At 62.5% G+C, this 21,490-nt stretch carries 29 protein-coding genes; 16 read left to right on the forward strand and 13 right to left on the reverse strand.

Annotated features, from left to right (window positions below; all coding sequences use genetic code 11):
- Nucleotides 1-15: 15 nt before the first annotated feature.
- Entirely contained in the window at nt 16-594 is a 579-nt protein-coding gene (locus NKL06_RS28015) for an NUDIX domain-containing protein (RefSeq protein WP_023667531.1), read from the reverse strand.
- 143 nt (nt 595-737) lie between these two features.
- On the opposite strand from NKL06_RS28015, the gene NKL06_RS28020 reads away from it, so the two are divergent.
- From NKL06_RS28020 to NKL06_RS28035, 4 genes are all read left to right on the forward strand, one after another.
- Nucleotides 738-1,835, forward strand: a complete 1,098-nt coding sequence (locus tag NKL06_RS28020) for an NADH:flavin oxidoreductase/NADH oxidase (RefSeq protein WP_023691187.1) — start codon at nt 738-740, stop codon at nt 1,833-1,835.
- Between the two features lie 124 nt (nt 1,836-1,959).
- Nucleotides 1,960-2,274: an SH3 domain-containing protein gene (locus NKL06_RS28025; protein ID WP_023691186.1), complete on the forward strand. Its 315-nt coding sequence runs from the start codon at nt 1,960-1,962 to the stop codon at nt 2,272-2,274.
- An 84-nt stretch (nt 2,275-2,358) separates the two neighbouring features.
- Complete coding sequence (locus NKL06_RS28030; RefSeq protein WP_032891817.1) at nt 2,359-2,637, forward strand: DUF982 domain-containing protein; 279 nt, start codon at nt 2,359-2,361, stop codon at nt 2,635-2,637.
- Between the two features lie 59 nt (nt 2,638-2,696).
- Nucleotides 2,697-2,936, forward strand: coding sequence for a DUF2188 domain-containing protein (locus NKL06_RS28035; protein ID WP_023667535.1), 240 nt, complete (start codon nt 2,697-2,699; stop codon nt 2,934-2,936).
- Between the two features lie 119 nt (nt 2,937-3,055).
- Here NKL06_RS28035 and NKL06_RS28040 read toward each other — a convergent pair whose 3' ends face one another.
- From NKL06_RS28040 to NKL06_RS28050, 3 genes are all read right to left on the reverse strand, one after another.
- Nucleotides 3,056-3,328, reverse strand: a complete 273-nt coding sequence (locus NKL06_RS28040) for a hypothetical protein (protein WP_023691185.1) — start codon at nt 3,326-3,328, stop codon at nt 3,056-3,058.
- 65 nt (nt 3,329-3,393) lie between these two features.
- Complete coding sequence (locus NKL06_RS28045; RefSeq protein WP_352581351.1) at nt 3,394-3,954, reverse strand: alpha/beta fold hydrolase; 561 nt, start codon at nt 3,952-3,954, stop codon at nt 3,394-3,396.
- A gap of 8 nt (nt 3,955-3,962) precedes the next feature.
- Nucleotides 3,963-4,394 carry an alpha/beta fold hydrolase gene (locus tag NKL06_RS28050; protein ID WP_352581352.1) on the reverse strand — a complete coding sequence of 144 codons (432 nt, stop codon included), beginning with the start codon at nt 4,392-4,394 and terminating at the stop codon, nt 3,963-3,965.
- A gap of 176 nt (nt 4,395-4,570) precedes the next feature.
- Between NKL06_RS28050 and NKL06_RS28055 the strand changes: the two genes are divergently transcribed.
- The 7 genes from NKL06_RS28055 to NKL06_RS28085 all read left to right on the forward strand — a co-directional run bounded on the left by NKL06_RS28055 (nt 4,571) and on the right by NKL06_RS28085 (nt 8,944).
- Complete coding sequence (locus tag NKL06_RS28055; protein ID WP_023681539.1) at nt 4,571-5,311, forward strand: competence/damage-inducible protein A; 741 nt, start codon at nt 4,571-4,573, stop codon at nt 5,309-5,311.
- 98 nt (nt 5,312-5,409) lie between these two features.
- Nucleotides 5,410-6,243, forward strand: coding sequence for a universal stress protein (locus NKL06_RS28060; protein ID WP_023681540.1), 834 nt, complete (start codon nt 5,410-5,412; stop codon nt 6,241-6,243).
- 87 nt (nt 6,244-6,330) lie between these two features.
- A complete protein-coding gene (gene gpt, locus NKL06_RS28065; protein WP_023667540.1) occupies nt 6,331-6,831 on the forward strand; it encodes a xanthine phosphoribosyltransferase in 501 nt (166 codons plus the stop codon).
- 208 nt (nt 6,832-7,039) lie between these two features.
- The gene (locus NKL06_RS28070; protein WP_023667541.1) at nt 7,040-7,537 is read left to right on the forward strand and encodes an NUDIX hydrolase; all 498 of its coding nucleotides are present in this window, start codon (nt 7,040-7,042) and stop codon (nt 7,535-7,537) included.
- Nucleotides 7,538-7,722: 185 nt separating this feature from the next.
- Entirely contained in the window at nt 7,723-8,043 is a 321-nt protein-coding gene (locus NKL06_RS28075) for an ArsR/SmtB family transcription factor (protein ID WP_023681541.1), read from the forward strand.
- Nucleotides 8,040-8,504, forward strand: coding sequence for an SRPBCC family protein (locus NKL06_RS28080; RefSeq protein ID WP_023681542.1), 465 nt, complete (start codon nt 8,040-8,042; stop codon nt 8,502-8,504). Before NKL06_RS28075 ends, NKL06_RS28080 begins: the two co-directional genes overlap by 4 nt.
- 26 nt (nt 8,505-8,530) lie before the next feature.
- Nucleotides 8,531-8,944, forward strand: coding sequence for a GFA family protein (locus NKL06_RS28085; RefSeq protein ID WP_023681543.1), 414 nt, complete (start codon nt 8,531-8,533; stop codon nt 8,942-8,944).
- Between the two features lie 43 nt (nt 8,945-8,987).
- Here NKL06_RS28085 and NKL06_RS28090 read toward each other — a convergent pair whose 3' ends face one another.
- The 6 genes from NKL06_RS28090 to NKL06_RS28115 all read right to left on the reverse strand — a co-directional run bounded on the left by NKL06_RS28090 (nt 8,988) and on the right by NKL06_RS28115 (nt 16,041).
- The gene (locus NKL06_RS28090; protein ID WP_023681544.1) at nt 8,988-10,793 is read right to left on the reverse strand and encodes an ABC transporter ATP-binding protein; all 1,806 of its coding nucleotides are present in this window, start codon (nt 10,791-10,793) and stop codon (nt 8,988-8,990) included.
- Nucleotides 10,794-11,182: 389 nt separating this feature from the next.
- Nucleotides 11,183-11,593 carry a GNAT family N-acetyltransferase gene (locus NKL06_RS28095; protein ID WP_023681545.1) on the reverse strand — a complete coding sequence of 137 codons (411 nt, stop codon included), beginning with the start codon at nt 11,591-11,593 and terminating at the stop codon, nt 11,183-11,185.
- 70 nt (nt 11,594-11,663) lie between these two features.
- Nucleotides 11,664-12,614 (reverse strand): diacylglycerol kinase catalytic domain-containing protein, encoded by a 951-nt coding sequence (locus NKL06_RS28100; RefSeq protein WP_027050400.1) that lies wholly within the window; start codon nt 12,612-12,614, stop codon nt 11,664-11,666.
- A 13-nt stretch (nt 12,615-12,627) separates the two neighbouring features.
- A complete protein-coding gene (locus tag NKL06_RS28105; protein WP_023691182.1) occupies nt 12,628-13,512 on the reverse strand; it encodes an SPFH domain-containing protein in 885 nt (294 codons plus the stop codon).
- Nucleotides 13,513-13,546: 34 nt separating this feature from the next.
- Nucleotides 13,547-15,262, reverse strand: a complete 1,716-nt coding sequence (locus NKL06_RS28110; protein ID WP_023691181.1) for an NAD+ synthase — start codon at nt 15,260-15,262, stop codon at nt 13,547-13,549.
- A gap of 62 nt (nt 15,263-15,324) precedes the next feature.
- Nucleotides 15,325-16,041: a DNA-3-methyladenine glycosylase I gene (locus NKL06_RS28115; RefSeq protein ID WP_023691180.1), complete on the reverse strand. Its 717-nt coding sequence runs from the start codon at nt 16,039-16,041 to the stop codon at nt 15,325-15,327.
- A gap of 91 nt (nt 16,042-16,132) precedes the next feature.
- Here NKL06_RS28115 and NKL06_RS28120 point away from each other — a divergent pair, with 91 nt between their 5' ends.
- Together NKL06_RS28120 and NKL06_RS28125 are read left to right on the forward strand one after the other, a co-directional pair.
- Nucleotides 16,133-16,696, forward strand: a complete 564-nt coding sequence (locus tag NKL06_RS28120; RefSeq protein WP_023691179.1) for a DUF1003 domain-containing protein — start codon at nt 16,133-16,135, stop codon at nt 16,694-16,696.
- Nucleotides 16,693-17,301: a DedA family protein gene (locus tag NKL06_RS28125; protein WP_023691178.1), complete on the forward strand. Its 609-nt coding sequence runs from the start codon at nt 16,693-16,695 to the stop codon at nt 17,299-17,301. Before NKL06_RS28120 ends, NKL06_RS28125 begins: the two co-directional genes overlap by 4 nt.
- A gap of 3 nt (nt 17,302-17,304) precedes the next feature.
- Here the strand turns inward: NKL06_RS28125 and NKL06_RS28130 are convergent, their stop codons facing one another.
- From NKL06_RS28130 to NKL06_RS28140, 3 genes are all read right to left on the reverse strand, one after another.
- A complete protein-coding gene (locus NKL06_RS28130; protein ID WP_023691177.1) occupies nt 17,305-17,892 on the reverse strand; it encodes a hemerythrin domain-containing protein in 588 nt (195 codons plus the stop codon).
- A gap of 43 nt (nt 17,893-17,935) precedes the next feature.
- On the reverse strand, nt 17,936-18,295 hold the full coding sequence (locus tag NKL06_RS28135; RefSeq protein ID WP_023667554.1) for a diacylglycerol kinase: 360 nt from the start codon (nt 18,293-18,295) through the stop codon (nt 17,936-17,938).
- Nucleotides 18,296-18,370: 75 nt separating this feature from the next.
- Nucleotides 18,371-18,790 (reverse strand): GFA family protein, encoded by a 420-nt coding sequence (locus NKL06_RS28140; RefSeq protein ID WP_023691176.1) that lies wholly within the window; start codon nt 18,788-18,790, stop codon nt 18,371-18,373.
- Between the two features lie 338 nt (nt 18,791-19,128).
- On the opposite strand from NKL06_RS28140, the gene NKL06_RS28145 reads away from it, so the two are divergent.
- The 3 genes from NKL06_RS28145 to NKL06_RS28155 all read left to right on the forward strand — a co-directional run bounded on the left by NKL06_RS28145 (nt 19,129) and on the right by NKL06_RS28155 (nt 21,433).
- Nucleotides 19,129-20,199, forward strand: a complete 1,071-nt coding sequence (locus tag NKL06_RS28145; protein ID WP_023681555.1) for a GGDEF domain-containing protein — start codon at nt 19,129-19,131, stop codon at nt 20,197-20,199.
- A 105-nt stretch (nt 20,200-20,304) separates the two neighbouring features.
- Nucleotides 20,305-20,703, forward strand: a complete 399-nt coding sequence (locus NKL06_RS28150; RefSeq protein WP_023681556.1) for an MbcA/ParS/Xre antitoxin family protein — start codon at nt 20,305-20,307, stop codon at nt 20,701-20,703.
- Nucleotides 20,663-21,433, forward strand: a complete 771-nt coding sequence (locus NKL06_RS28155; protein ID WP_023691175.1) for an RES family NAD+ phosphorylase — start codon at nt 20,663-20,665, stop codon at nt 21,431-21,433. The genes NKL06_RS28150 and NKL06_RS28155 overlap by 41 nt, the downstream gene beginning before the upstream one ends.
- Nucleotides 21,434-21,490 lie beyond the last annotated feature (57 nt).

The following is a 21,490-nucleotide window of genomic DNA, read 5'->3' on the forward strand; positions in this document are numbered from 1 at the left end:
TCGAGCTTCGCCGAGCTAGCCCTTCATCGGGTACAGTTTCAAATGCTGGATCAGGATGATCGTCTTGGCATCGATGATGCGGCCGTCTGAAATGCCGGCCAGCGCTTCATCAAGAGGCATTTCCAGAACCTCGATGTCCTCGCCCTCGTCGGCCGCGCCGCCGCCGGCCGAGATGCGGTCGGCGGGTGAATAGCGCGCCACAAAGAACCACAGCCGTTCGGTGACGCTGCCTGGGCTCATATAGGGGGAAAACAGCCGCTCGATGTTCTGTAGGCGATAGCCGAGCTCTTCCTCGGCCTCCTTGAGGATGGCGGTTTCGGGATCGTTTTTGTCGAGCAGGCCGGCGCAGGCCTCGATCAGCGGTTCGCGGTGGCCGGTGACGTAGGCGGGGTAGCGGAACTGCCGCACCAGAAGCACCGTCTGACGCTCGGGATCGAAAGGCAGGATCACCGCGCCGTCGCCACGGTCGTAGGTCTGGCGAATCTGCGTCTCCCACTGCCCGTCGCGCCGGCGATAATCGAGGACGGTCTTCTTCAGAACCGCCCAGTCGTCGGACAGGACTTCCTCCGAGCGGATGCGGATACGATCTTCCATGATGAGCTCCAAGCTGTCGGCGCCATGGCGTAACCGCGAACGGTTTTGCGCGCAACCGAAACGGCGAAGCTTTCACCGCCTCGTGTCTGGTGCCGGCAACTGCCATCGCCTAAATAGCTGCAGTCCCTCTCCGGAGTTTTTTGATGACCGCAGCGCTTTTCCAGCCGATCGCCCTCGATGGCCTGACCTTTCCGAATCGTATCGCGGTGGCGCCGATGTGCCAGTATTCCGCCGAAGACGGCTCGGCCAGCGACTGGCATCTCTATCACTGGATGAACCTGGCGATGTCGGGCGCCGGCATGGTCACCGTCGAGATGACCGACGTCGAACGGCGCGGCCGCATCACCCATGGCTGCCTCGGCCTCTATTCCGACGACAACGAGGCGGCCGCCCGGCGCACGCTGGATGCAGCAAGGCGCGTCGCCGCGCCGGAAACGAAATTCGGTATTCAGCTTGCCCATGCCGGCCGCAAGGCATCCAACCGAAAGCCCTGGGAGGGCGGCGGCCCATTGCAGCCGGGCGAGGATCCCTGGCAGACCGTCTCAGCCTCGGCCATCGCCTATGACACCGGCTGGAATGTGCCGCATGCGCTGGAGGAAGATGAAATCCTGCAGCTTGTCGAGCGCTTCACTCAAGCCGCGAGGCGGGCCGAGCGCGCCGGCTTCGACTTCCTCGAGCTGCACGCCGCGCACGGCTATCTGATCTTCCAGTTCCTGTCGCCGCTTTCCAACCAGCGCACCGACCGCTGGGGCGACTCGCTGGAAAACCGCATGCGTTTCCTCATCGAGATCGCCAAATCGGTGAGGAAGGCAGTTCCAAACCTGATGCTTGGCGCCCGCCTGTCGGTGAAGGACTGGGTCGATGGCGGTTTCGAGGTCGACGAGGCGATCGAGGTGGCCAAAGCCTTGAAGGCGCTTAATGTTGCCTATATCTGCTGTTCGAGCGGCGGCAATTCGCCGTTGCAGAAGCTGCCGACCGGCGCCGGCTATCAGGTGCATCTGGCCGAAGCGGTGCGCAAGGGCGCCGGCATCCCGACACGGGCTGTCGGCCTGATCGACGATCCCTCGCAGGCAGAGGCGATCGTCGCCGACGGCCGCGCCGACATGGTGGCGCTGGCCCGCGCCTTCCTCGCCGATCCGCGCTGGGGCTGGCGCGCCGCCGCCACCTTCAGCGAAAAAATCCATCCCGCGCCGCAGCTTGCCCGCTCGGTGACGACGATGCAGCATTGGACGAAGGGCTGAACAGGCAGCGCCGACGGATGCGCCAAACGCATCTGCTGGACAGATTGCCGCAGCTTCGCTTTAATCCGCCCGCTATAGTCCCTGGGGGTAGGCCGCCTTGGCGGCCGGGTTGGGAGCAAAGTCCATGGCATCAAGGGCAATCTATCCGGCAGCCGCCGCTCTGGTGGTCGCACTGTCGTTCGCCGCGTCGTCTCCGGTCGGCGCGCAATATTGCGAAGGCACGGTGCACGGCCTGTCCAGGCACTACGATCTGGATACCGGCAGCGGGTTTCTCGCCGTGCGCGCACGGCCGAACTCGTCGTCGCGCATGATCGGGCAATTGTTCAACGGCGACCACACCGAGATTTTCGACCGCCGGGGCAACTGGTACCAGGTCGAAATCGGCGGACGGACCGGCTGGGCCAACGCCCACTGGCTGCGCAACGACTGCGGTTACTGAGACCAACGATTGCGGTTGGTGAGACGTTTGGGCGCAGGCTGACGGCCATTTTTGCAACCATATTGGCTGCTTTGCGTTGCGGCCATCATGGATAACAAACCTTTTGAAACCCCGGTCGTGGTCGAACTCGGCCATGTCGGCAAATATCGCCAGATCCGCAGCACCCAGGAAGCGGCGGAGTGTCTGATGACGGTGTGGCCGCTCAATCGCGGCCCGCGCCATCGTGATGCTCTCGACACTTGCCTCAAAGTGCTGGAAGGTTATCGTTCGACGGCCGATGCACGCAGGGCTTTGATCGAAGCGGCCAAGGAATCGGAAGTGCTGGTTCCCGAAGACCGGCTGCCAGACGCCAAGTTGCATTGAAGCCCAAATTGCAATGAAAAACGGGCCGCATTGAGCGGACGGACGAACCGGAGGATTCCATGGCGAAGCTGACTTACAAGATCGTCGAGCATGACGGGGGCTGGGCCTACAAGGTCGGTTCGACATTCTCGGAGACATTCCCGACCCACCAGGATGCGCTGCGCGCCGCCGAGATCGCCTCGGCCGAACAGCAGATCGCCGGCGCCACGGACGGCATCCAGTATGAGGATGCCGAAGGCAAGTGGCACGACGAACTGGCCGACGGCCGCGACCGGCCGCAGACCGAAGTTTCCGACTGATCCTTGCCCCTCAGCTTTCGCTGCCGGCCATGGATGCTCGCCTAAGCAATTCCCTTGGGAATTGCGTGTCAAAACAAACAGGCGGGACATCCTGCCGGTCAGTCGAAGCCGCGGCTTGATCACTTGCCGCAATATTGATCGTTCACGTTGGGCCTCACATTTCCATAGGGTCCTGACGGGTCGGAGGCGCACGGCCCCGTAGCGCCGCCATAGCCTTGGCTGCCGTCGGCATTGATGCTGCCGGTGGTGCTCTGGTCGACGGTCGATGACTGCTCGTTCCCGAACGGCCACCAGCTGTGATGGTTGGAATACGTGCTGTCCGATGACTGCGCCATCGCCGATGTGGCAAGACCGATCGTCGGCACGAATGCTGCAAAAACTTTCCTGTACATTGAATTACTCCGTATCCGCCGCCTTGGGTGCGACACGGGGTAAAACCGGATATCAGCCGAATGGTTCAGTGAAATTGTTGTGAGGCTGTGGTGAGGTCTTGGCCGGCGAATGTCCGCTCGGCAATGCGCTTGATGAAGGCGATGACGCGGTCCGGCTCGACGAATTGCGGCATGTGGCCGAGGCCTTCGACCGTCTCGAAATCGAGCCCTTCGATCCTGTCCTTCATCGGCTCCCCATGTATGCGCATGGCGATGACGCGATCGGCTGTCCCGAAGAAAATGCCGGCCGGCATGGCGATCTCTTCATAGCGCTCTTCGATGCGGCCAAGATCCTGTTCGACCGCTACGAAATCGGTGGAGGTTGCATGGAAATGGCTTGGCCTCAGCCCGAGCCATCCGCCGCCATCGATCATGTAGTCGGCGGGAACGGCCTGCGGCGCGAAGATGAACTCCAGTGTCTGCCGCGCATATCTGAGGCTTGTCGGTATCGCGACGGTGTAGGCCATGATCCAGCGCCAAAGCCGCGAACGGATATAGAGCAGGCCCGCTTTCTCGCGGGCGCCGGCTTCCAGATGCGTCAGCGGCGCCAGCAAAGCGATGCCGGAAATCGCGCCGGGATGCTCCAAGGCCAGGGTCAGCGCGACGGCGCCCCCAGCGAGTGCCCGACCACGAGCGGCCTTTCCAGCCCGAGTGTTTCGATGAAGCGCCTGATGATCTCGACCTGTTCAGGCAGACGGCCGGTGGCTCCTCGCGCGCGAACAGAATAGCCCGATCCCGGCCGGTCGAGTGCGATCAGCCGGCAACCGGGGCCGAAGCGGTTGAACAGCGTGTGCTGGAACTGATGAAGCTGGGCGCCAAGTCCGTGCACGAACAGGATCGGCCGTCCCTCGCCCGTTTCGACATAATGGATGCGGCTGCCGTCGATCTCGACGAAGTTTCCGCTGGCCGGCACCAGCCTTTCGGCCTTGGCGGCAATCCAGAGCGTAGCGGCCATCAGACAGGCCACGATGACGAGAGCCAGCACGGACAGGCCGGCGACAAGCCAAAGCAGAATCGATACCAGCATGTTTTCACCCGGGAAGCGGACCGGCGCGCACCATCACCCACTGACGAACGCTCGGCAAGGCAGATGGCGGCTTGTGTCGGCATTGCCGCCAGTTCGATGGCGCGCTATCTCAGGCGACCTTCTACTCTGCCTCAGGCGACCTTGTCTGCCAACGGGCCTGTTTGCCGGAGCCTTCCATGCCTGAAATCGTCACTGCCGCCATGCTTGTCATCGGCGACGAGATTCTGTCCGGCCGCACCAAGGATAAAAATATCGGCCACCTCGCCGACATCATGACGGCCATCGGCATCGACCTGAAGGAAGTGCGCATCGTTCCCGACGAGGAGGACGAGATTGTCGCTGCGGTGAATGCCGTACGCGCCCGCTACACCTATGTCTTTACCACCGGTGGCATCGGCCCGACGCATGACGACATCACCGCCGATTCCGTTTCCAAGGCTTTTGGGGTGCCGTGCGAATACGACGCCAAGGCCTATGCCATGCTGGGCGAGAGCTATGCCGCGCGCGGCATCGAATACACCGAGGCCCGCAAGCGCATGGCGCGCATGCCGCGCGGCGCCGACCATATCGACAATCCGGTCTCCGTCGCGCCCGGCTTTCGCATCGGCAACGTCCATGTCATGGCCGGCGTGCCGGCGATTTTCCAGGCCATGCTCGACAATGTCGTGCCGACGCTGAAGGCCGGCACCAAGATGCTGTCGGCCACCGTCCATTGCCCGTTCGGCGAAGGCCTGATCGGCGGTCCCCTGGGCGACATCCAGAAGGCGCATCCCGACACCATCATCGGCTCCTATCCGAAATATGGCGACGGCAAATTCTGGACGGAGCTGGTGGTCCGCGCCCGCAGCCAGGAGGCGCTGGATTCGGCACGCAAGGACGTCGAGGCGATGGTGGCCGGCTTCACCGCCGCCAATTGACCCTGGGTTCGCGGACCATCGCCGGGCCGGAACCAAGCACCGCACTCCCACGTTTTCCCTCGGGCGCAGCACGCGCTGGCAGATTTGAGGGATTTCGCATGCGCTTCAAGACCATCGTCGCCATATTGCAGAACGAACAGGACGCCGAACGCGTGCTCGACTGCGCCATCCCGCTTGCCGACCGGTTCGAGAGCCATCTCATCGGCATCCATGCCGAAGCGCTGCCCGTTCCCTACACCTCGGCAACCGGCTTCCCCGACACCGAGTTCCTGCAGGTCTCCGCCGACATGAACCGCGAGCGCGCCGAGAAATTGCAGGCGCTTTTCGTTGGGCGGATCGAGAATTCCGGCCTTTCCTTCGAATGGCGCAGCCTCGAGAGCTTTTCCGGCGACAGCGCGCTGACGGGTATTTCCAGCGTGCGCGCCGCCGATCTGATTATTGCCGCGCAGCGCGAGACCGGGGGCGACACGAGCGCCGATGTCGACACGCTGGTTTACGATGCCGGCCGGCCAGTGCTGGTGGTGCCGCATGAGGGGCCGTTGGTCACCACATTCAAACATGTGCTGCTGGCCTGGAACGGCAGCAAGGAGGCGGCGCGTGCCGCCTTCGACGCGCTGCCCTTCATCATCGAGGCCGAAAAGACCGACATTCTGGTCATCGATCCGCCGGATACGCTGGATGACAACCCGGAAGCCGCCGGCGCCGAGATCGCCGCGGCACTCTCCAGGCATGGCGCAACGGTCAGCGTGTCGGTGCAGAAATCGGGTAATGCTTCGGTCGATGACGTCATCCAGACCCGGATCGCCGAGACCGGAGCCGACCTTCTGGTGCTCGGCGCCTACAGCCATTCCTGGCTGCGTCAGCTTTTGTTCGGCGGCGTCACGCGCACCGTGTTGCGCAGCGTGCCGGTTGCGGCCTTTTTGTCGCGGTAACTCCACAGACTGGCCCCGCCCTTGCCAATGCCCTGACTTTCCAGTTAATTCCGCGCGCATTCCACAATGGTGCGCGCGGAGTGCAGAATGTCCCTTCCCGAAAAAGCCTTTCCGGTCTCCTGGGACCAGTTCCACCGCGATGCCCGGGCGCTCGCCTGGCGGCTTGCCGGCGCCAACAAGGGACAGTGGAAGGCCATCGTCTGCATCACCCGTGGCGGCCTGGTTCCCGCCGCCATCATCTCGCGCGAACTCGGCATACGCGTCATCGAGACGGTCTGCGTCGCCTCTTATCACGACTACACCAGCCAGGGGCAGTTGCAGGTGCTGAAGGAGATCACCCCGGCGCTGCTCGCCGATGATGGCGCGGGCGTGCTGATCATCGACGACCTCACCGACACCGGCAAGACGGCAGGCATCGTGCGCGCCATGATGCCCAAGGCGCATTTCGCCACCGTCTACGCCAAGCCGAAAGGCAGGCCGCTGGTCGACACCTTTATCACCGAAGTCAGTCAGGACACCTGGATCTACTTTCCCTGGGACATGGGTTTTACCTACCAGAAGCCGATCGCCGACGATCACGCAGGCTGATTCGCGCCAGCCCCATTTCTGCCCAGACGGCCAAACCCGCCCCGTTTGCTATGAAAACAGGCACTGGAAGGGACAATATTCTGTCGAATCGACAGCTGTTGGCGGAGTTTGACGGGTCGGTGTGAGGTTTTTTACTTTTAAGACTTACACTTGTCGGTAAGATTCATACGGCGGCTAACGATTCTGAGGGCTGGGGTAGCTTTCACTGATGCTGACGACACCGGCGACACACGACCATCTGGCTGAAAGGGTCCGCAAGCTCTTCGGCACTTCGCCTTGTCGCCTGCAGGTTGCCGCTTTGCCATGGCGCAATAACGAAGACGGCGTCGAGATCATGCTGATCACCAGCCGAGACACCGGGCGTTGGGTGCTGCCGAAGGGCTGGCCCGAGGCCAGGGAGCCGCTCTGCGAGGCAGCGGCGCGCGAGGCGGGCGAGGAAGCCGGATTGCGTGGCAAGATTTCGCTTTTCGAGGCCGGTCGTTACTTCTACGCCAAGGCCCTCGCGTCCGGCGAGGAAGTCCCTTGCGAAGTGCTGGTGTTTCCGCTGCAGGTCGAGCACGTTGCCGACCGCTGGAAGGAAAAGCGCGCGCGCACCCGCAAATGGGTCAATGGGGCCGAGGCCGTACGCATGGTCAACGAGCCGGACCTCTGCCAGATCATCGCCCATTTCTGCGCCGATCCCGACAAGTTCGTCGTTAGAGCCTAGCTCACAGCCACCGCTGCATAGTCCTGCGCGCCCGCACCGGTTCTTGCCCCGATTCCGGGCTCGGTGCTTCGCTCCGCGCGCCAGCAATCCGACACTATAAATCCCTCCCCTTCAGGCCAAGCTTAGCCACAGCTTGACATGCAGGCATTTACCTGCATATTGTGTCTTCAAGATGAGTGAGACCGATGGACGCCGACAAGGTTTTCAAAGCGCTGGGCGACCCGACCCGCAGAATGCTGCTCGATCTTCTGTGTGAGAAGAACGGCCAGACGCTCGGCGAGCTTTGCGAAAATCTCGACATGGCGAGGCAATCCGCCACGCAGCACATCGATCTGCTGGAAGCGGCCAATCTGATCAGCACGGTCAAGCGTGGCCGCGAGAAGCTGCATTTCATCAACCCCGTGCCGCTGCACGAAGTCTACGAGCGGTGGGTGCGAAAATTCGAACGGCAGCGGCTGAGCCTGCTGCACGACCTGAAACAAGAACTCGAAGGAGACGACCAATGACCCGGGAAACCACCAGTTTTGTCTACGTGACCTACATCAGATCGACGCCACAAAAGGTGTTCGAAGCCATCACCAGGCCCGATATCGCCAAGCGCTACTGGGGCCACGAAAACGTCTCCGACTGGAAGCCCGGCTCGAAATGGGAACACATCCGCGCCAATGACGAACGGACCGTCGAACTCGTTGGCAAGGTCGTCGAAATCTCGCCGCCGACCCGCCTGGTCATGAGCTGGGCCAACGCCTCGCAGGCCGACGATCCCACCAAGCACAGCCGGGTGACGTTCGCCATCGAGGAATACGACACCATGGTCAAGCTGACCGTCAGCCATGACGAGCTCGAAGCCGGCAGCGGCATGGCCAAGGGCATCAGCCAGGGCTGGCCGGCCGTGCTGTCCAGCATGAAATCCTTCCTCGAAACCGGCACAGGCATCGACCTGTTCGCCAAGCCGAAATCGGCCTGAAGCAATCTGACAGCGGGAGAACGACAATGACCAGGCACTATACCGGCGGCTGCGCCTGCGGCGCGATCCGCTATGAGGCCAGCGGCGAGCCGATCTTTCAGAACCACTGCCAATGCCTCGATTGCCAGAAGCGCAGCGGTACTGGCCATTGTTCCTATGTGACCTTCGGCCGGCGCGCTGACGTAAAGATCACCGGCGAGCCGAGCACATGGCGGATGATCGCCGACAGCGGCAATGAAAAAGCCCAGGCCTTTTGCCCGACCTGCGGCACGCCGGTCTACGTAACGTTCGTCGCCATGCCGGAGGTGACGGCGATCCAGGCCACGAGCCTCGATGATCCCGGCCAGTTCGACCCGCAGGCGGTCACCTACACCGTGCGCGGCCACGTCTGGGACACGATCGACCCAGCGCTTCAGCCATTCGAGCGAATGCCTGGATGAATCAGGCAGAGCCCTATCCCTCGGATAGGGCTCTGCGTTCAGCTCAGATCACCAGGCCCTTGGTCAGTTCCAGCGCCTGCCGCTCGAACAGGCGGCGGTAGATGCCGCCCTTCAGCCGGATCAGCTCGTCATGCGAGCCTTCCTCGACGATCTTGCCACGGTCGAACACGAGCAGCCTGTCCAGCGCCCGCACCGTCGACAGACGGTGCGCGATGACCAGCGTCGTGCGGCCAACCATCAGCCGCTCCATCGCCTGCTGGATCAGCACTTCCGATTCCGAATCGAGGCTCGATGTCGCCTCGTCCAGGATCAGGATGCGCGCATCCGCCAGGAAGGCGCGCGCGATCGCCACCCGCTGGCGCTCGCCGCCCGACAGTTTCACGCCCCGTTCACCGACCAGCGTGCCGTAGCCCTTCGGCAGGCCGGTGATGAAGTCGTGCGCGCTGGCGAGCTTGGCGGCATGCTCGATCTCGGCCTGCGTGGCGTCCGGTCGGGCATAGGCGATGTTTTCCGCCAGCGAGCGGTGGAACAGGATGGGCTCCTGCTGGACGATGGCAATCTGCGCGCGCAGCGACGCCTGTGCAACCTGCGAGATGTCTTGGCCATCGATAAGGATCCTGCCGCCGCTGACATCATAGAGACGCTGGATCAGCTTCACGAAGGTCGTCTTGCCCGAGCCGGAATGACCGACCAGTCCGACCCGCTCGCCCGCCGCTATCTCCACCGAAAAGTCGCGGTAGAGCGGCAGGCGATGGCTGCCATAGTGGAAGGTGACGTTATCGAAGGCGATGTGGCCATGCGTGATCCGGATCGGCTTGGCGCCGGGCCGGTCCTCGATGCCGAGCGGTTGCGACTGGAAATCGACCAGTTCCTCCATGTCGTTGACCGAACGCTGCAAATTGCGGATATGCGTGCCGATGTCCCTGAGGTAGCCCTGCAGCACGAAGAACGAGGTCAGCACGAAGGCGACATCGCCCGCACTTGCCTGGCCCCAGGCCCACAGCATCAGCGACAGGCCGATTACTGCCGTCCGCAGCACCAGCAACATGGCGCCTTGCGTCGTGCCGTTGATGGTGCCGCGCACCCAGGTGCGGCTGGTCCGCGCGCGCCATTTGGCGACGACCTTGGCAAGACGCGTCTCCTCGCGCGTCTCGGCACCGAAACCCTTGACCACGGCATTGCAGCTCACCGCATCGGCAAGCGAGCCGCCAAGCCGCGTATCCCAGCTGTTGGCGAGCCGTGCCGCGGGCGCGACATAGCCGAGCGACAGCAGCGCCGTCACCGTGATGAACAGCAGCGAGCCGACTGCCACGACCAGCCCCATCAGTGGCCAGAACCAGCCGAGCAGCAACGTCGAGCCGACCAGCATGGCGACCGACGGCAGCAACGCAATCAGGATGGTGTCATTGAGCAGGTCGAGAGCCCACATGCCGCGCGTGACCTTGCGCACCGTCGATCCGGCAAAGCTATTGGCGTGCCAGTCGGTTGAGAAGCGTTGCACGCGATGGAACGCGTCGGCGGCGATGTCGGCCATCATCTTCAGCGTCAGCTCGACAATGCCCATGAAAGCCAGGTTGCGCAGCACCACGCCGGTCATCGCCAAAGCGATGAGCGCGAAGAACGCCGCCATTGCCGCATTCCACGCGACATCGTCAGCCAACGCACTGCTGGCGACGGCGTCGACCAGCCGGCCGGAATAGAGCGGCGTCAACACGTCCGCTATGGTCGACAGCAGGAAGCTGCCCATGATCAGCGAAAGCCGCCACGGCTGGCGCCGCCAGTGGCTGAGCGTGAAGCCAAGAACGCTGCGAAAGGCGCTTGCACGCAGATCGATTCGAAAACGAGCCATGATGTCATCCGGGCGCAAATCTGCCCGGTCCCGGTAAGGTCTGAAAATTGAAAACCGCGCTGGGCAATTCGCCCGGGGCTGCGGAGGTTCGGCATGGGTGGCGGCGCGCCCCGGGTTGTCGGGTGGCGACCGGCATCGGCAGAAGCCTGTACTCGACCCGGCATCGGTGCGAAGGGCAAACCTTCGCCGGACGCCAGGTGAGACCTAGGCTTCGCGGCCTCGCATTACCATGTGAAATACTGCCATTCAGACCTCCCGCAAGACACTTGCGGAGCGGTCCTTATAGAGACGCCATGAAGGATCGCCAAGGCCGGGCACGTGGCAAAGCGTAACTGGTCCAACCAGTGAGGTTATTTTGCAACAACAGCCGGTCAACCCCTCGCTATGCCTCATTCCGGGTTGCGATCGAGGCGCATGTAGCGGCCGTCGGTCGATGCCTTGAAGCCCAGCTTCTCATAAAGGCCATGCGCGTCACTGGTCGACAGGCTCCAGTGCGAGACCGTGTTGAGTTCAGGGTGGTTGATGAGCGCCCGCACCAGTTGCGTGCCAATGCCTTGGCCGCGATGCTGCGGCCAGATGATGATGTCGGCGAGATAGGCAAACACCGTACGGTCGGTGATGGCCCGGCCAAAACCGACTTGGTTCCTATCGATATAGGCCGCGGTGCAGAACGAGTTGCCAAAGGCGCGGCGATGAAAGTCATCGCTGCGGCCGGCGCCCCAATAACTCGCCATCAACAGATCGGAGGTCGCCCGGAAATCGATCCGTGACATGTCGAAGCTGATTTCACAGTCGGGCATGGTGCCTCGCAAAGAATGGAGGGCGGCCGAATTCAGTCCGGCCGGTGATTTGGCTGCCCACGTGGCGCGCTTATGGCACCACGAGATAGGCCTTCTGGTCGGCGATCGCGATGGTCACGTCGGTGCCGGAATTGAACTCGACGAAATCGAGCTCCATCCCGTCGCTGAAGATGACGCCGCCCCTGCTCTGCCGCGAAGAAACCACCAGCGGCCGGTCGCGGGTGATGACGCCATGCACAAGCGACACGCCGGTCGTGTTGCTCGGAAACGGTTCGCGCACCGAAAAGAACAGCTGTTCGCCTTCGCGGTCATAGCCTTGCGGCGGCACGGTCGGCACGGAGTTGTCACCATAGGCCGCGGCCAGTCCCGCGGCGCCCGCCATAACCGAGCGCAGCCAGCCGGTAGAGCCGGCGCCCGTGGAGATGATAATGCCGCTCGACGACTGGCGCTCGGTCCTGCCGCCATAGGTCAACTCGTAACGCGCCGAGACATGCGTCGAGGCGCCAACGAACAGATCGTTGAAGGCGATCAGCCGGCGTCCGTCATTGGAGCGCGCTTCGGCCATCACCACCGCCTGGCGCTTCGCCTTGCCGGCGATCGTCAGGCCGAGGACCTTTTCGGTATCGTCGGCATTCCACGGCAGCAACACGCCGTCGAAAAGCGCCGGGTTCGGGTTGATGCCGATCAGCGGCTGGTACGGGAGGTACTTCGCGGTGTTGGACACCAGCCCGTCCTGACCGAGCGCGATCACCGCGTCGGAGCCGAATTCGAACTGCGGGACCAGTTCGCGGTCGAGCCGCAACTGTTTGAGGCCTTGGGGAAGCGAACCCATCACCCGGTCGAGCGCCTGGTGATAGACGTCATGCGCCGCCTTGACCGGGTCGAAATTCATGCCGGCCTGCCGGAGATAAAAGCGCGCCTGTCCCTGCGTGTTGAAGCGCGTCGTCAGCTCCTCCAGCTCGGTCTTGCGGGTGACGACGATCACCCGGTCGATCGGCCTGCCGCTCTGGTCGCTTGCCACCCGTGCTTGCCTTTCAGGACCCGGCTTTCGGCGTGGAAAGCTGGCTGAGCGCGCTGGTGAGCATGTCAGGCGTGATCGACAGATTGCCGACCGAACCGCCCTTTTCCGCCCAGGCCTTGAAAGCCATCGCCGTCAGCACGTGCGCCGGCGCCGACGAATAGACGGTGAGTTCGAGCTGTTGGGCCTTGGCTTGCGCCTCGGCAAGCGTCAGCTTGTTGCGCGCCTCGGTATCGACCAGCAGCTTGTTGCGTTCGGCAAGCTCGATTTCGGTCGCCAGCTCGCTCTGCTTGATCTCGCGCTCCTTCTCCACGCCCCAGGCACGGCGCCCATAGATCGCGGCATCGGCCTGGCGCTGCAGCGCCTCGCGATATTCGGTCTGGAGCGCCTTGCGGATCTCCGGCGTCGGCTGGACCGAGGTGATGTGAACCTCCTCGATCGACAGGCCGGCGGTCGCGGCAATCGGATCGTTGCGCAGCAGTTCGGCGAGATTGCCGCCGAGCTTGGTCACCTCGGCCAGCGCCTGTTCCAGCGTCATGCTCGAAACCACCGCGCGGGCGCGGCTCTGTATCGCCAGCACCAGGCGTTCGGCGATCTTCTCACGGCCGTCGCCGACGACGTCGGCACGGCTGAGCTTGGCGCTGAAGTCGAAGCCTTCGGCCGCCTTGAGCGGATCGACAATGCGGTAGCTGACGGAACCCTGGATCGCCAGATCCTGGAAATTCGCCGTCGTCTCGGTGAAGATGAAAGGGTTGTCGAGCGACGTCACCGGCACCATGGCGATGGTGGTGCCGAACGTCCCGTACCAGAAGGAGATGCCGCGCCCCTGCTCACGGACCTTGCCGTTCTTGAAGCGCAGGATGTGATACTCTGGCGTTCCCTTGAAATAGCTGATAAACATGCGGCCCCCCAAGGTTCATCAATTTGATCGATGCTTAACCGCGATCCCTGAAACGGTTGGTGATGGGATAGCGGCGGTCGCGGCCAAAATTCTTCCGGGTGATCTTCACGCCCGGCGCCGCTTGCCGGCGTTTGTATTCGGCAATGTAGAGCAAATGTTCGACGCGCGTCACCGTCGCCCGGTCATGGCCGCGCGCGACGATGTCGTCGACGCCCATCTCGTTCTCGACCAGGCATTCCAGAATGTCGTCCAGCACCGGATAGGGCGGCAGCGAATCCTGGTCGGTCTGGTTCTCGCGCAATTCCGCCGACGGCGCCTTGTCGATGATATTCCTGGGGATCACCTCGCCTGAGGGACCGAGCGCGCCCGGCGGCACATGGCTGTTGCGCCAGCGCGACAGCGCATAGACCTGCATCTTGTAGAGGTCTTTTATCGGGTTGAAGCCGCCATTCATGTCGCCATAAAGCGTGGCGTAGCCCACCGACATCTCGCTCTTGTTGCCCGTGGTGACGACCATCGAGCCGAACTTGTTGGAGATCGCCATCAGGATCGTGCCGCGCGCGCGGCTCTGTAGATTCTCTTCGGTGATGCCTTCCTTGGTGCCTTCAAAAAGCTGCGCCAGCGTGTGTAGGAAACCCTCGACCGGTTCGAAGATCGGCACGATGTCATAGCGGCAGCCAAGCGCACGGGCGCAATCCTCGGCATCCTTCAGCGAATCCTCCGAGGTATAACGGTAGGGCATCATCACCGCCCGCAGCCGCTCCTCGCCGAGCGCATCGACGGCCAATGCGGCGCAGATCGCCGAATCGATGCCGCCGGAGAGACCCAGCACGACGTTCTTGAAGCCGTTCTTGTTGACGTAGTCGCGCAGGCCGAGCATGCAGGCGCGGTAGTCCGCCTCCTCGCTCTCGGGGATTTTCGACATCGGCCCTTCCGAGCAGACCCAGCCGTCGAACTCTTCTGCGTTTTGCGCGCCTGCGGCGACGCGGTTGCGCTTCCAGGTGGTGACGTCGACAGTTTCCTCGAACTGGCTCATCTGGAAGGCGAGCGTCTTGTCGGCGCCGATGGCAAAAGAGGCGCCGTCGAAGATCAGCTCATCCTGGCCGCCGATCTGATTGGCATAGATCATCGGCAAACCGGTCTCGATGACCTGGCGGATAACGACCTGATGGCGCACGTCCATCTTGGCGCGGTAGTAGGGCGAGCCGTTCGGCACCAGCAGGATTTCCGCGCCGCTCTCGGCCAGGGTTTCACAGATCCCGACGTCGCCCCAGATGTCCTCGCAGATCGGAATTCCGATGCGCACACCGCGGAAGTTGACGGGTCCCTGAGCCTCGGGGCCGGCCTGGAAGACGCGCTTCTCGTCGAACTCGCCATAGTTTGGCAAATCGAGCTTGTAGCGCTCGGCGAGGATCTTGCCGCCATCGGCGACGATGATCGAATTGTGGGTGCCGCTCTTGCGCTTCAACGGCGTGCCGATGATGACGCCCGGCCCGCCGTCGGCGGTATCTCCGGCGAAGTCCTGAGCGGCCTTCTCGCAAACCTTGAGGAAGGCCGGCTTCAGCACCAGGTCCTCCGGCGGGTAACCGGCAAGGAAAAGCTCGGTGTAGAGCACGATGTCGGCGCCCTGGCGGGCGGCATCGGCCCTGGCCTCGCGCGCCTTGGCAAGGTTGCCGGCGACATCGCCGACCGTCGGGTTGAGCTGGGCAACGGCGATGCGCAGAATATCGGGTGCGGTCTTCTGGGTCATCTGTGCGGTTTAGCGCGGCAAATTTGCCCGGGCAATGGCGTTCGTTTGGACCAATTCGGTGATCAGTCATCGCCCATATATTCGCGCAGCGATTGCGGCGAATGGTTCTCTCCGATCGACATCGCCAGAATGCGCGAGATGTGCCGGCGCGGCAGGCCGGTTTCCTGCGCCCATTTGTTGATCTGCGCCTGAATCCTGTCGAGATCCCTCTTCGAAGTCGGACTTTCGGCGATGTCGAGGCCGGCGTCACGCAAAGCCGCGACCATATCGGCCGAGATGACGAAGGCGTCCCATTGCAGCCAGCGCAGGAAATACTGGCCGGTGTTGCCGCCAAGCCGGCTGCCATGCTTGCCGAGATACGCCATCAGCCCGACCTGGTCGTCGTCAGGCCACTCCGCGAGGAATTTGCCGAAACCGCCATGTTCCTTCGACACACGCTCAACGAAGGCGGCGTTGTCGCGGACGGATTTGATCTTCTGCGGGTTGCGCACAATGCGTTGATCAGCCGTAAGGTCGTGCCAGAAGTCATCAGGTTGAAACAACAGCCGTTTCGGCTGGAAATGGAGAAACGCGTCCTCGAACCCGGGCCATTTCTGTTCAATAACGCGCCAGACGAAGCCGGCGGCAAACACCCGCTCGGCCATTGTCGAGAGGATACGATCGTCCGTAATGTCAGCCACGGCGGCATTTTCAGGCGCCGGCCCGAGCAGCGAGGTCAGCACCGCGTCGCCGCCTTTGCGTTTTGCAGCACGGGCGCGAATCTTCGCGAAATCGGGCATCCTGCATCCTCGCGCCGCGCTTTTGACGAAACGCCATCTTCCTATATGCAAACGAGGCTGCCAAGCCGACGCTTTTCCTATGGAGACATCCATGCACAAGACCGTGCCAGAACTGGCCAACCGCTGGCTGAAGCGAACGCCGGAGGGCCTCAGCGAGCTCGAGCGGCGGGTGTTGCAGAGCACTGTCGACCGCAAGCCCATCTCGCAGGATATCAACGACAGCCTCACCGGCCTTCAGGGCGCCGGCGACCGGATCGCCGATGCCATTGCCCGCATCGGCGGCTCGTGGACGTTCATCCTGTCCTTCATTGCTTTCCTGGTGCTGTGGATCGGCGCCAATTGGTGGCTGCTCGGGCGAGACTCGTTCGACCCCTACCCCTTCATCTTCCTCAACCTGGTGCTGTCGATGATCGCCGCCTTGCAGGCGCCGGTGATCATGATGTCGCAGAACCGACAGGCCGCGCGCGACCGCATCGACGCCGCGCATGACTATGAGGTCAACCTCAAGGCCGAGATCGAGATCATGGCTCTGCATGAAAAGCTGGACGAACTGCGCCACAGCCAGATCATCGGCGTGCGCGAGGACATCGCGCGCCTGGCCGAACAGGTGAACCGCATAGACGAAAAACTGTCGGGCCGGCAAACCTCTCAATGACCGGGATCGTCCATCACCTCATCGAGCAATATGGGTTGATCGCGGTTTTCCTGGGCTGTGTCGCCGAAGGCGAAAGTGCGGCCATCCTCGGCGGCTTCTTCGCCCATCAGCATGTCTTCATCCTCTGGAAGGCTTTCCTCACGGCCGCCATTGGCGCCTTCGTCGGCGACACGTTTTTCTTCATTCTCGGCCGCAGCTTTGCCGACCATCCCAGGGTGCTGAAACTGAAGGCGAGGCCCGGCTTCAACCACGCCTACCGTCTCGTCTCGTCCCATCCCAACATCTTCGTCCTGTCCAACCGCTACATCTATGGCCTGCGCCTGGTCGGCGGCATCGCGGCCGGTTTCGCCAGCATTTCGGTAGCGCGCTTCGTTATCCTCAACGCGGTGTCGTCGCTGGTCTGGGCGGCTTTGTTCTGCGGCATCGGCTACGTCTTCGGCCTCGGCGCCGAGCAGATGATAGGCAAGGCACTGCTCCATCACGAACGGCTGCTGATCGCGCTTGCCATAGGTCTGGGTGTCGCCATCCTTGCCTGGCTCATCGCCCGCACCGTCGTCGGCAAGGAGCGCGCCAAGGACGCCCGCGACAGCGAAACGACATCGTAAGGTTCAGTCGTCGTCCTCGACCAGAGCCCGGTCGCCGCGATCGAGGATCAGCGGGATGATGAGATCTTCCTCGTCGGCCAGATGCCGCTTCAGCATGGCGACCAGCCGGCTGTTCTCGTCCGCATAGGCGTCGGCGGCGAAGCGCTGCCTGTCCTCGCTCTCCTCGAGCGTGCGGATGAAGGCGTTCGCCGTCTCGGCGTTGCGCTCCAGCCCCTCATGAATGGTGTGATGGTCGGCATCGAGGATTTCGAAGCCGCGCTTCAGGCGCGGCTCCGCCTTGGCGAAAGCCGGGAAATATTGGTAGTCCTCGACATTGTGGTGGCCGTCGAGATTGCCGAGAAAGTGGTTCAGCCGCGGCGCGAACCAGCGCGCGAAATCCGGCGCCGTCAGCCTGCCTTCGCGATAGTCGCCAATGCCGTTGGTGAGCATGCCGCCCAGCTCTCGGAACATGTCGTGCCGCTGCAGCCACATGTTTGCCATGCCGTGGATGTTGGCGTGGCCCTGCCATGTCTCGCGCGGATATTTTTCCGCCAGCCAGCGCAGGTCTTCCGGCAGGCCGGCTCTTTCAAGCAGCAGAAAATTGGCTTCCACGACGTCAGTCTCCTTTGGTGACTAACATATGGGAGCGTTCAGATCAGATCGGTAGTCCCGTGATGCGCTCGATGAGGGCGATTCCCCAGACGCCGGCGACGATAACAACCGAAATCAGCACCGCCAGCGAGCCGCAGTCCTTGGCGAGCTGGATGTCGACGTTGAACTCGCGACTGAAGGCATCGCAGGCTGCCTCGATGCCGGTGTTCAGCACTTCGACCATGATGAGCAGCAGCACCGCGCCGATCAACAGCGCGTAGCCGCGCCACGAGACCGAGACGAACCAGCCGAGCGGCAGCGCCAGCACCAGCAGCATCAGTTCCTGCTGAAATGCCCTTTCGCTGGCGGCGAGCTTGCGAAAGGCTCGCACAGAATTGAAGTAAGCACCGATCAGCCGCTGCATGCCGCATCCCCTTCGTATCACCGGCAGGGGATATCGCAATGGCTGGATCAAGGGAATAAGGCAGCCGCCGCAAAATCACTCCTCCGCAACCTTGATCGTCGGCGTCGACTTCTCGAACTGCGGCAGTCCATCGTCGATCGTATAGTAATCGCCCTTGTCGCCGACAAAGATGTGGCATTGGCCTTCGAGCCCGGTCGGGTTGTCGAACGATCCGGCCAGAACTGAGACATAGGCATCCTGACCCGGCTTCCAGAACAGCACCGAGCCGCAGATCTTGCAAAAGCCGCGCTTGGCAAAGGAAGACGATTCGTACCAGCTGATGTTGTCGGCGCCGGTTATCGTGATGTCGCCGTCGGCGACGTTGGTCGCGGCGTAAAAATGCCCGCTCTGCTTGCGGCACTGCGAACAGTGGCAATAAATGACGCCGCGCAACGGCCCTCGCGTCTGGAAACGCACGGCTCCACACAGGCAAGATCCGATGTGGTTGTTGCTCATCCCTACCTCCACCAGCCATCGTCCACGGCTTCGCCGCTGGCCGAGAGGATTTCAGTTTTGCCGCAGCCGGGCACCGGCAAATGCGACATGGGGTGGGCGTGTTCGGACCTGACCTCAGGATCTTTGCAAACCATTTCTGCAGCCTGCGGTAGAACGGACGCGTTACCTGGCGGCACATTAAGGAAACTTTAGCGCCGGCGCATCTATGGTCGTTGCCAAGCGAATGTCGCGATTGGGGACGTGTCTTTCGCAGGATGATCCGAAATACGGCTGGCACTCTCCGGTCGGCGGCATCTCGCACGGTCTGCGATGGTTCCCAGAGGCAGAGTGAACAGAACATGCAGCCGGCAGCCGTCCAGACCGACCGAAACAGCGACATTGCAACAGCCGTTGTGGCGACCATGCGTCAGCTCGGCGTGCTTGGCCTGCCGCGCAATTACGAAATCTTCTACGAAGCACTGAAAGGCACCAATCGCGAACTCGGCCTGGCCGTCGTCGCGCTCGGCAACCAACCGACGCAGGACGATCTCGACCGCATCGGCCGCGCTTTCTTTGCCCAGCATCACGGTCCCGGCATTGTCGAGCAGGCGCGCGACGTGCTGGCCAGGGAACTCGAGGACATCGCCTTGCTGCTGCGCAGCGAACGTAGCCATATCGAGAAATACGGCAAGATCCTCGATGAGACATCGAGTGGCCTCGCCAACCGCAGCCTGCTTTCGCAGGATCTGCTGCAGAAGGTCGCCAGCGCCATGGCGGCGGCCACCAACTCGACCCTCGACCACGGCAAGCAGGTTGCAACCACGCTGAGCGACAAGACGGCGGAACTGGAGAGCGTCAAGTCGAAGCTTGAGGAGTACAAGCGGCTCGCCGACACCGACCCTTTGACGCATATCTGGAACCGCCGCGCCTTCGACAAGCAAATCACGGCGATTTACACCTCCAACAAGGGGATCCTGTTCAACGCCCTGATCCTTGCCGACATCGACCATTTCAAGGGTGTCAACGATCGCTACGGCCACCCGGTCGGCGACAAGATCATCCAGATCGTCGCTGAAATCTTCCAGACCAGCATCCGTGAAGACATGTTCGTTGCCCGCACCGGCGGCGAGGAATTCGCGCTGATCGTCGAGGGCGCCAGCGAGGATACCACTTACGAGATCGCCGAACGCATCCGCGTGCTGATCGAACAGACGCCGTTCACCAGCAGCCAGACCGGCGCCAATTACGGCACGGTGACCGTTTCCATGGGCATCTGCATGGCTTCCGAAGCGGAAAGCCCGGAGGATCTTTACACCAAGGCGGACCGGGCGCTCTACCGCTCCAAGGTTGGCGGGCGCAACCGCGTCACCCGGCACTCGACAATGGCCGGCCGCACCGGCAAGAACTGGCTGCTATACAAGAAAGACTGACGCTTCGGCGTGCGGCCAATTCCCGGGCACGGGCAAATTTATCGGATCCCGTCTCTTTCCATATGAATTTTCGTGGGCTATATTTTCCATGGAAAGAGAGAGGCCATGTCTGTTACACAACCCAATGCTGCCGCCCCTGATCTGACCGCGAAGGCGGCCGAAAATGCGGTTCTGACCAAGGCCACGCTGCGCGCCGCCGAACTCTTGGATATAACCGCCAGGGTGCTTGCGTCGATCATCGGCGTCTCGGAAGCCACGGTTTCACGCATGCGCAGGCAGGAATTCCTGCTGGAGCGCGGCACCAAGCCGTTCGAACTCGCGGTGCTGTTCGTGCGGCTGTTCCGTTCGCTCGACGCCATTGTCGGCGGTGACGAGACGATAGCCCGGGCATGGCTGAAGAACGCCAATACCGCGTTCGATGGCAGCCCGCTTGAAAAGATCCTCACCATTACCGGGCTTGTCGATGTCATTGCCTATCTGGACTCCCGACGCGCTCTCGTCTGAAGCCGTCCGGTTCGACGGCAAATACTGGCGCATGGTCGAGGCGCAGCACCGCGTCTCGACGCTGAAGATCGTTGACACGCTGGACGAACAGGCGCTGCTCGAGGATCTGATCGAGGAGACCAAGCCGCAGATCCCCATGGAATGCCGGCATCTCCACTATCTCCTGGCGACGCCCTTCCGCTACGGCTCGATCTATCCCTACGGCTCGCGCTTCCGCCGCGCTGGCCGCACCCTGGGTGTCTACTATGCCGCGGAGACGATCATGACGGCGGTCGCCGAAATGGCCTTCTACCGCTTGTTGTTCTTCGCCGATTCGCCCGACACGCCATGGCCGCACGACGCCGCCGAATACACCGCCTTCGCCGCCGCGATCCGCACCGACAAGGCTGTCGACCTCACGCGGCCGCCACTCGACCGCGATCAGGCTGAGTGGACGCATCCGACCGACTACGCCGCCAGCCAAGCGATTGCCGATGTCGCGCGTGAGGCTGGGCTGGAGGCGATCCGTTACCGTTCGGCGCGCGACCCGAAGGGCGTCAATGTGGCGTTGCTGACATGCCGCGGCTTTACCAAGGCCAAGCCGCTGGAGCCGCATACCTGGCGCATCCGGCTCGGCGCGTTCGGCGTCCAGGCCATCTCAGAATTTCCGGAGAAGCGGATCGAGTTTTCCAGAACCGCCTTTGCCAACGATCCCCGGCTCAACGGATTGCGCTGGGAACGCGGGCGTTGATCTAAACGAAAAAGCGCCGGATTTCTCCGGCGCTTATCATTTCAGTTTCTGAAAACA

Source organism: Mesorhizobium sp. C268A (assembly GCF_040324475.1).
Taxonomy (GTDB): domain Bacteria; phylum Pseudomonadota; class Alphaproteobacteria; order Rhizobiales; family Rhizobiaceae; genus Mesorhizobium.

Excerpts from the sequence above, each read along its gene's own strand:
- NKL06_RS28015 (WP_023667531.1), bottom strand. The coding sequence starts at position 594 with ATGGAAGATCGTATCCGCATCCGCTCGGAGGAAGTCCTGTCCGACGAC.
- NKL06_RS28020 (WP_023691187.1), top strand. The coding sequence starts at position 738 with ATGACCGCAGCGCTTTTCCAGCCGATCGCCCTCGATGGCCTGACCTTT.
- NKL06_RS28025 (WP_023691186.1), top strand. The coding sequence starts at position 1,960 with ATGGCATCAAGGGCAATCTATCCGGCAGCCGCCGCTCTGGTGGTCGCA.
- NKL06_RS28035 (WP_023667535.1), top strand. The coding sequence starts at position 2,697 with ATGGCGAAGCTGACTTACAAGATCGTCGAGCATGACGGGGGCTGGGCC.
- NKL06_RS28040 (WP_023691185.1), bottom strand. The coding sequence starts at position 3,328 with ATGTACAGGAAAGTTTTTGCAGCATTCGTGCCGACGATCGGTCTTGCC.
- NKL06_RS28050 (WP_352581352.1), bottom strand. The coding sequence starts at position 4,394 with ATGCTGGTATCGATTCTGCTTTGGCTTGTCGCCGGCCTGTCCGTGCTG.
- NKL06_RS28055 (WP_023681539.1), top strand. The coding sequence starts at position 4,571 with ATGCCTGAAATCGTCACTGCCGCCATGCTTGTCATCGGCGACGAGATT.
- NKL06_RS28060 (WP_023681540.1), top strand. The coding sequence starts at position 5,410 with ATGCGCTTCAAGACCATCGTCGCCATATTGCAGAACGAACAGGACGCC.
- gpt (WP_023667540.1), top strand. The coding sequence starts at position 6,331 with ATGTCCCTTCCCGAAAAAGCCTTTCCGGTCTCCTGGGACCAGTTCCAC.
- NKL06_RS28070 (WP_023667541.1), top strand. The coding sequence starts at position 7,040 with ATGCTGACGACACCGGCGACACACGACCATCTGGCTGAAAGGGTCCGC.
- NKL06_RS28075 (WP_023681541.1), top strand. The coding sequence starts at position 7,723 with ATGGACGCCGACAAGGTTTTCAAAGCGCTGGGCGACCCGACCCGCAGA.
- NKL06_RS28080 (WP_023681542.1), top strand. The coding sequence starts at position 8,040 with ATGACCCGGGAAACCACCAGTTTTGTCTACGTGACCTACATCAGATCG.
- NKL06_RS28085 (WP_023681543.1), top strand. The coding sequence starts at position 8,531 with ATGACCAGGCACTATACCGGCGGCTGCGCCTGCGGCGCGATCCGCTAT.
- NKL06_RS28090 (WP_023681544.1), bottom strand. The coding sequence starts at position 10,793 with ATGGCTCGTTTTCGAATCGATCTGCGTGCAAGCGCCTTTCGCAGCGTT.
- NKL06_RS28095 (WP_023681545.1), bottom strand. The coding sequence starts at position 11,593 with ATGCCCGACTGTGAAATCAGCTTCGACATGTCACGGATCGATTTCCGG.
- NKL06_RS28105 (WP_023691182.1), bottom strand. The coding sequence starts at position 13,512 with ATGTTTATCAGCTATTTCAAGGGAACGCCAGAGTATCACATCCTGCGC.
- NKL06_RS28110 (WP_023691181.1), bottom strand. The coding sequence starts at position 15,262 with ATGACCCAGAAGACCGCACCCGATATTCTGCGCATCGCCGTTGCCCAG.
- NKL06_RS28115 (WP_023691180.1), bottom strand. The coding sequence starts at position 16,041 with ATGCCCGATTTCGCGAAGATTCGCGCCCGTGCTGCAAAACGCAAAGGC.
- NKL06_RS28120 (WP_023691179.1), top strand. The coding sequence starts at position 16,133 with ATGCACAAGACCGTGCCAGAACTGGCCAACCGCTGGCTGAAGCGAACG.
- NKL06_RS28125 (WP_023691178.1), top strand. The coding sequence starts at position 16,693 with ATGACCGGGATCGTCCATCACCTCATCGAGCAATATGGGTTGATCGCG.
- NKL06_RS28135 (WP_023667554.1), bottom strand. The coding sequence starts at position 18,295 with ATGCAGCGGCTGATCGGTGCTTACTTCAATTCTGTGCGAGCCTTTCGC.
- NKL06_RS28140 (WP_023691176.1), bottom strand. The coding sequence starts at position 18,790 with ATGAGCAACAACCACATCGGATCTTGCCTGTGTGGAGCCGTGCGTTTC.
- NKL06_RS28145 (WP_023681555.1), top strand. The coding sequence starts at position 19,129 with ATGCAGCCGGCAGCCGTCCAGACCGACCGAAACAGCGACATTGCAACA.
- NKL06_RS28150 (WP_023681556.1), top strand. The coding sequence starts at position 20,305 with ATGTCTGTTACACAACCCAATGCTGCCGCCCCTGATCTGACCGCGAAG.
- NKL06_RS28155 (WP_023691175.1), top strand. The coding sequence starts at position 20,663 with ATGTCATTGCCTATCTGGACTCCCGACGCGCTCTCGTCTGAAGCCGTC.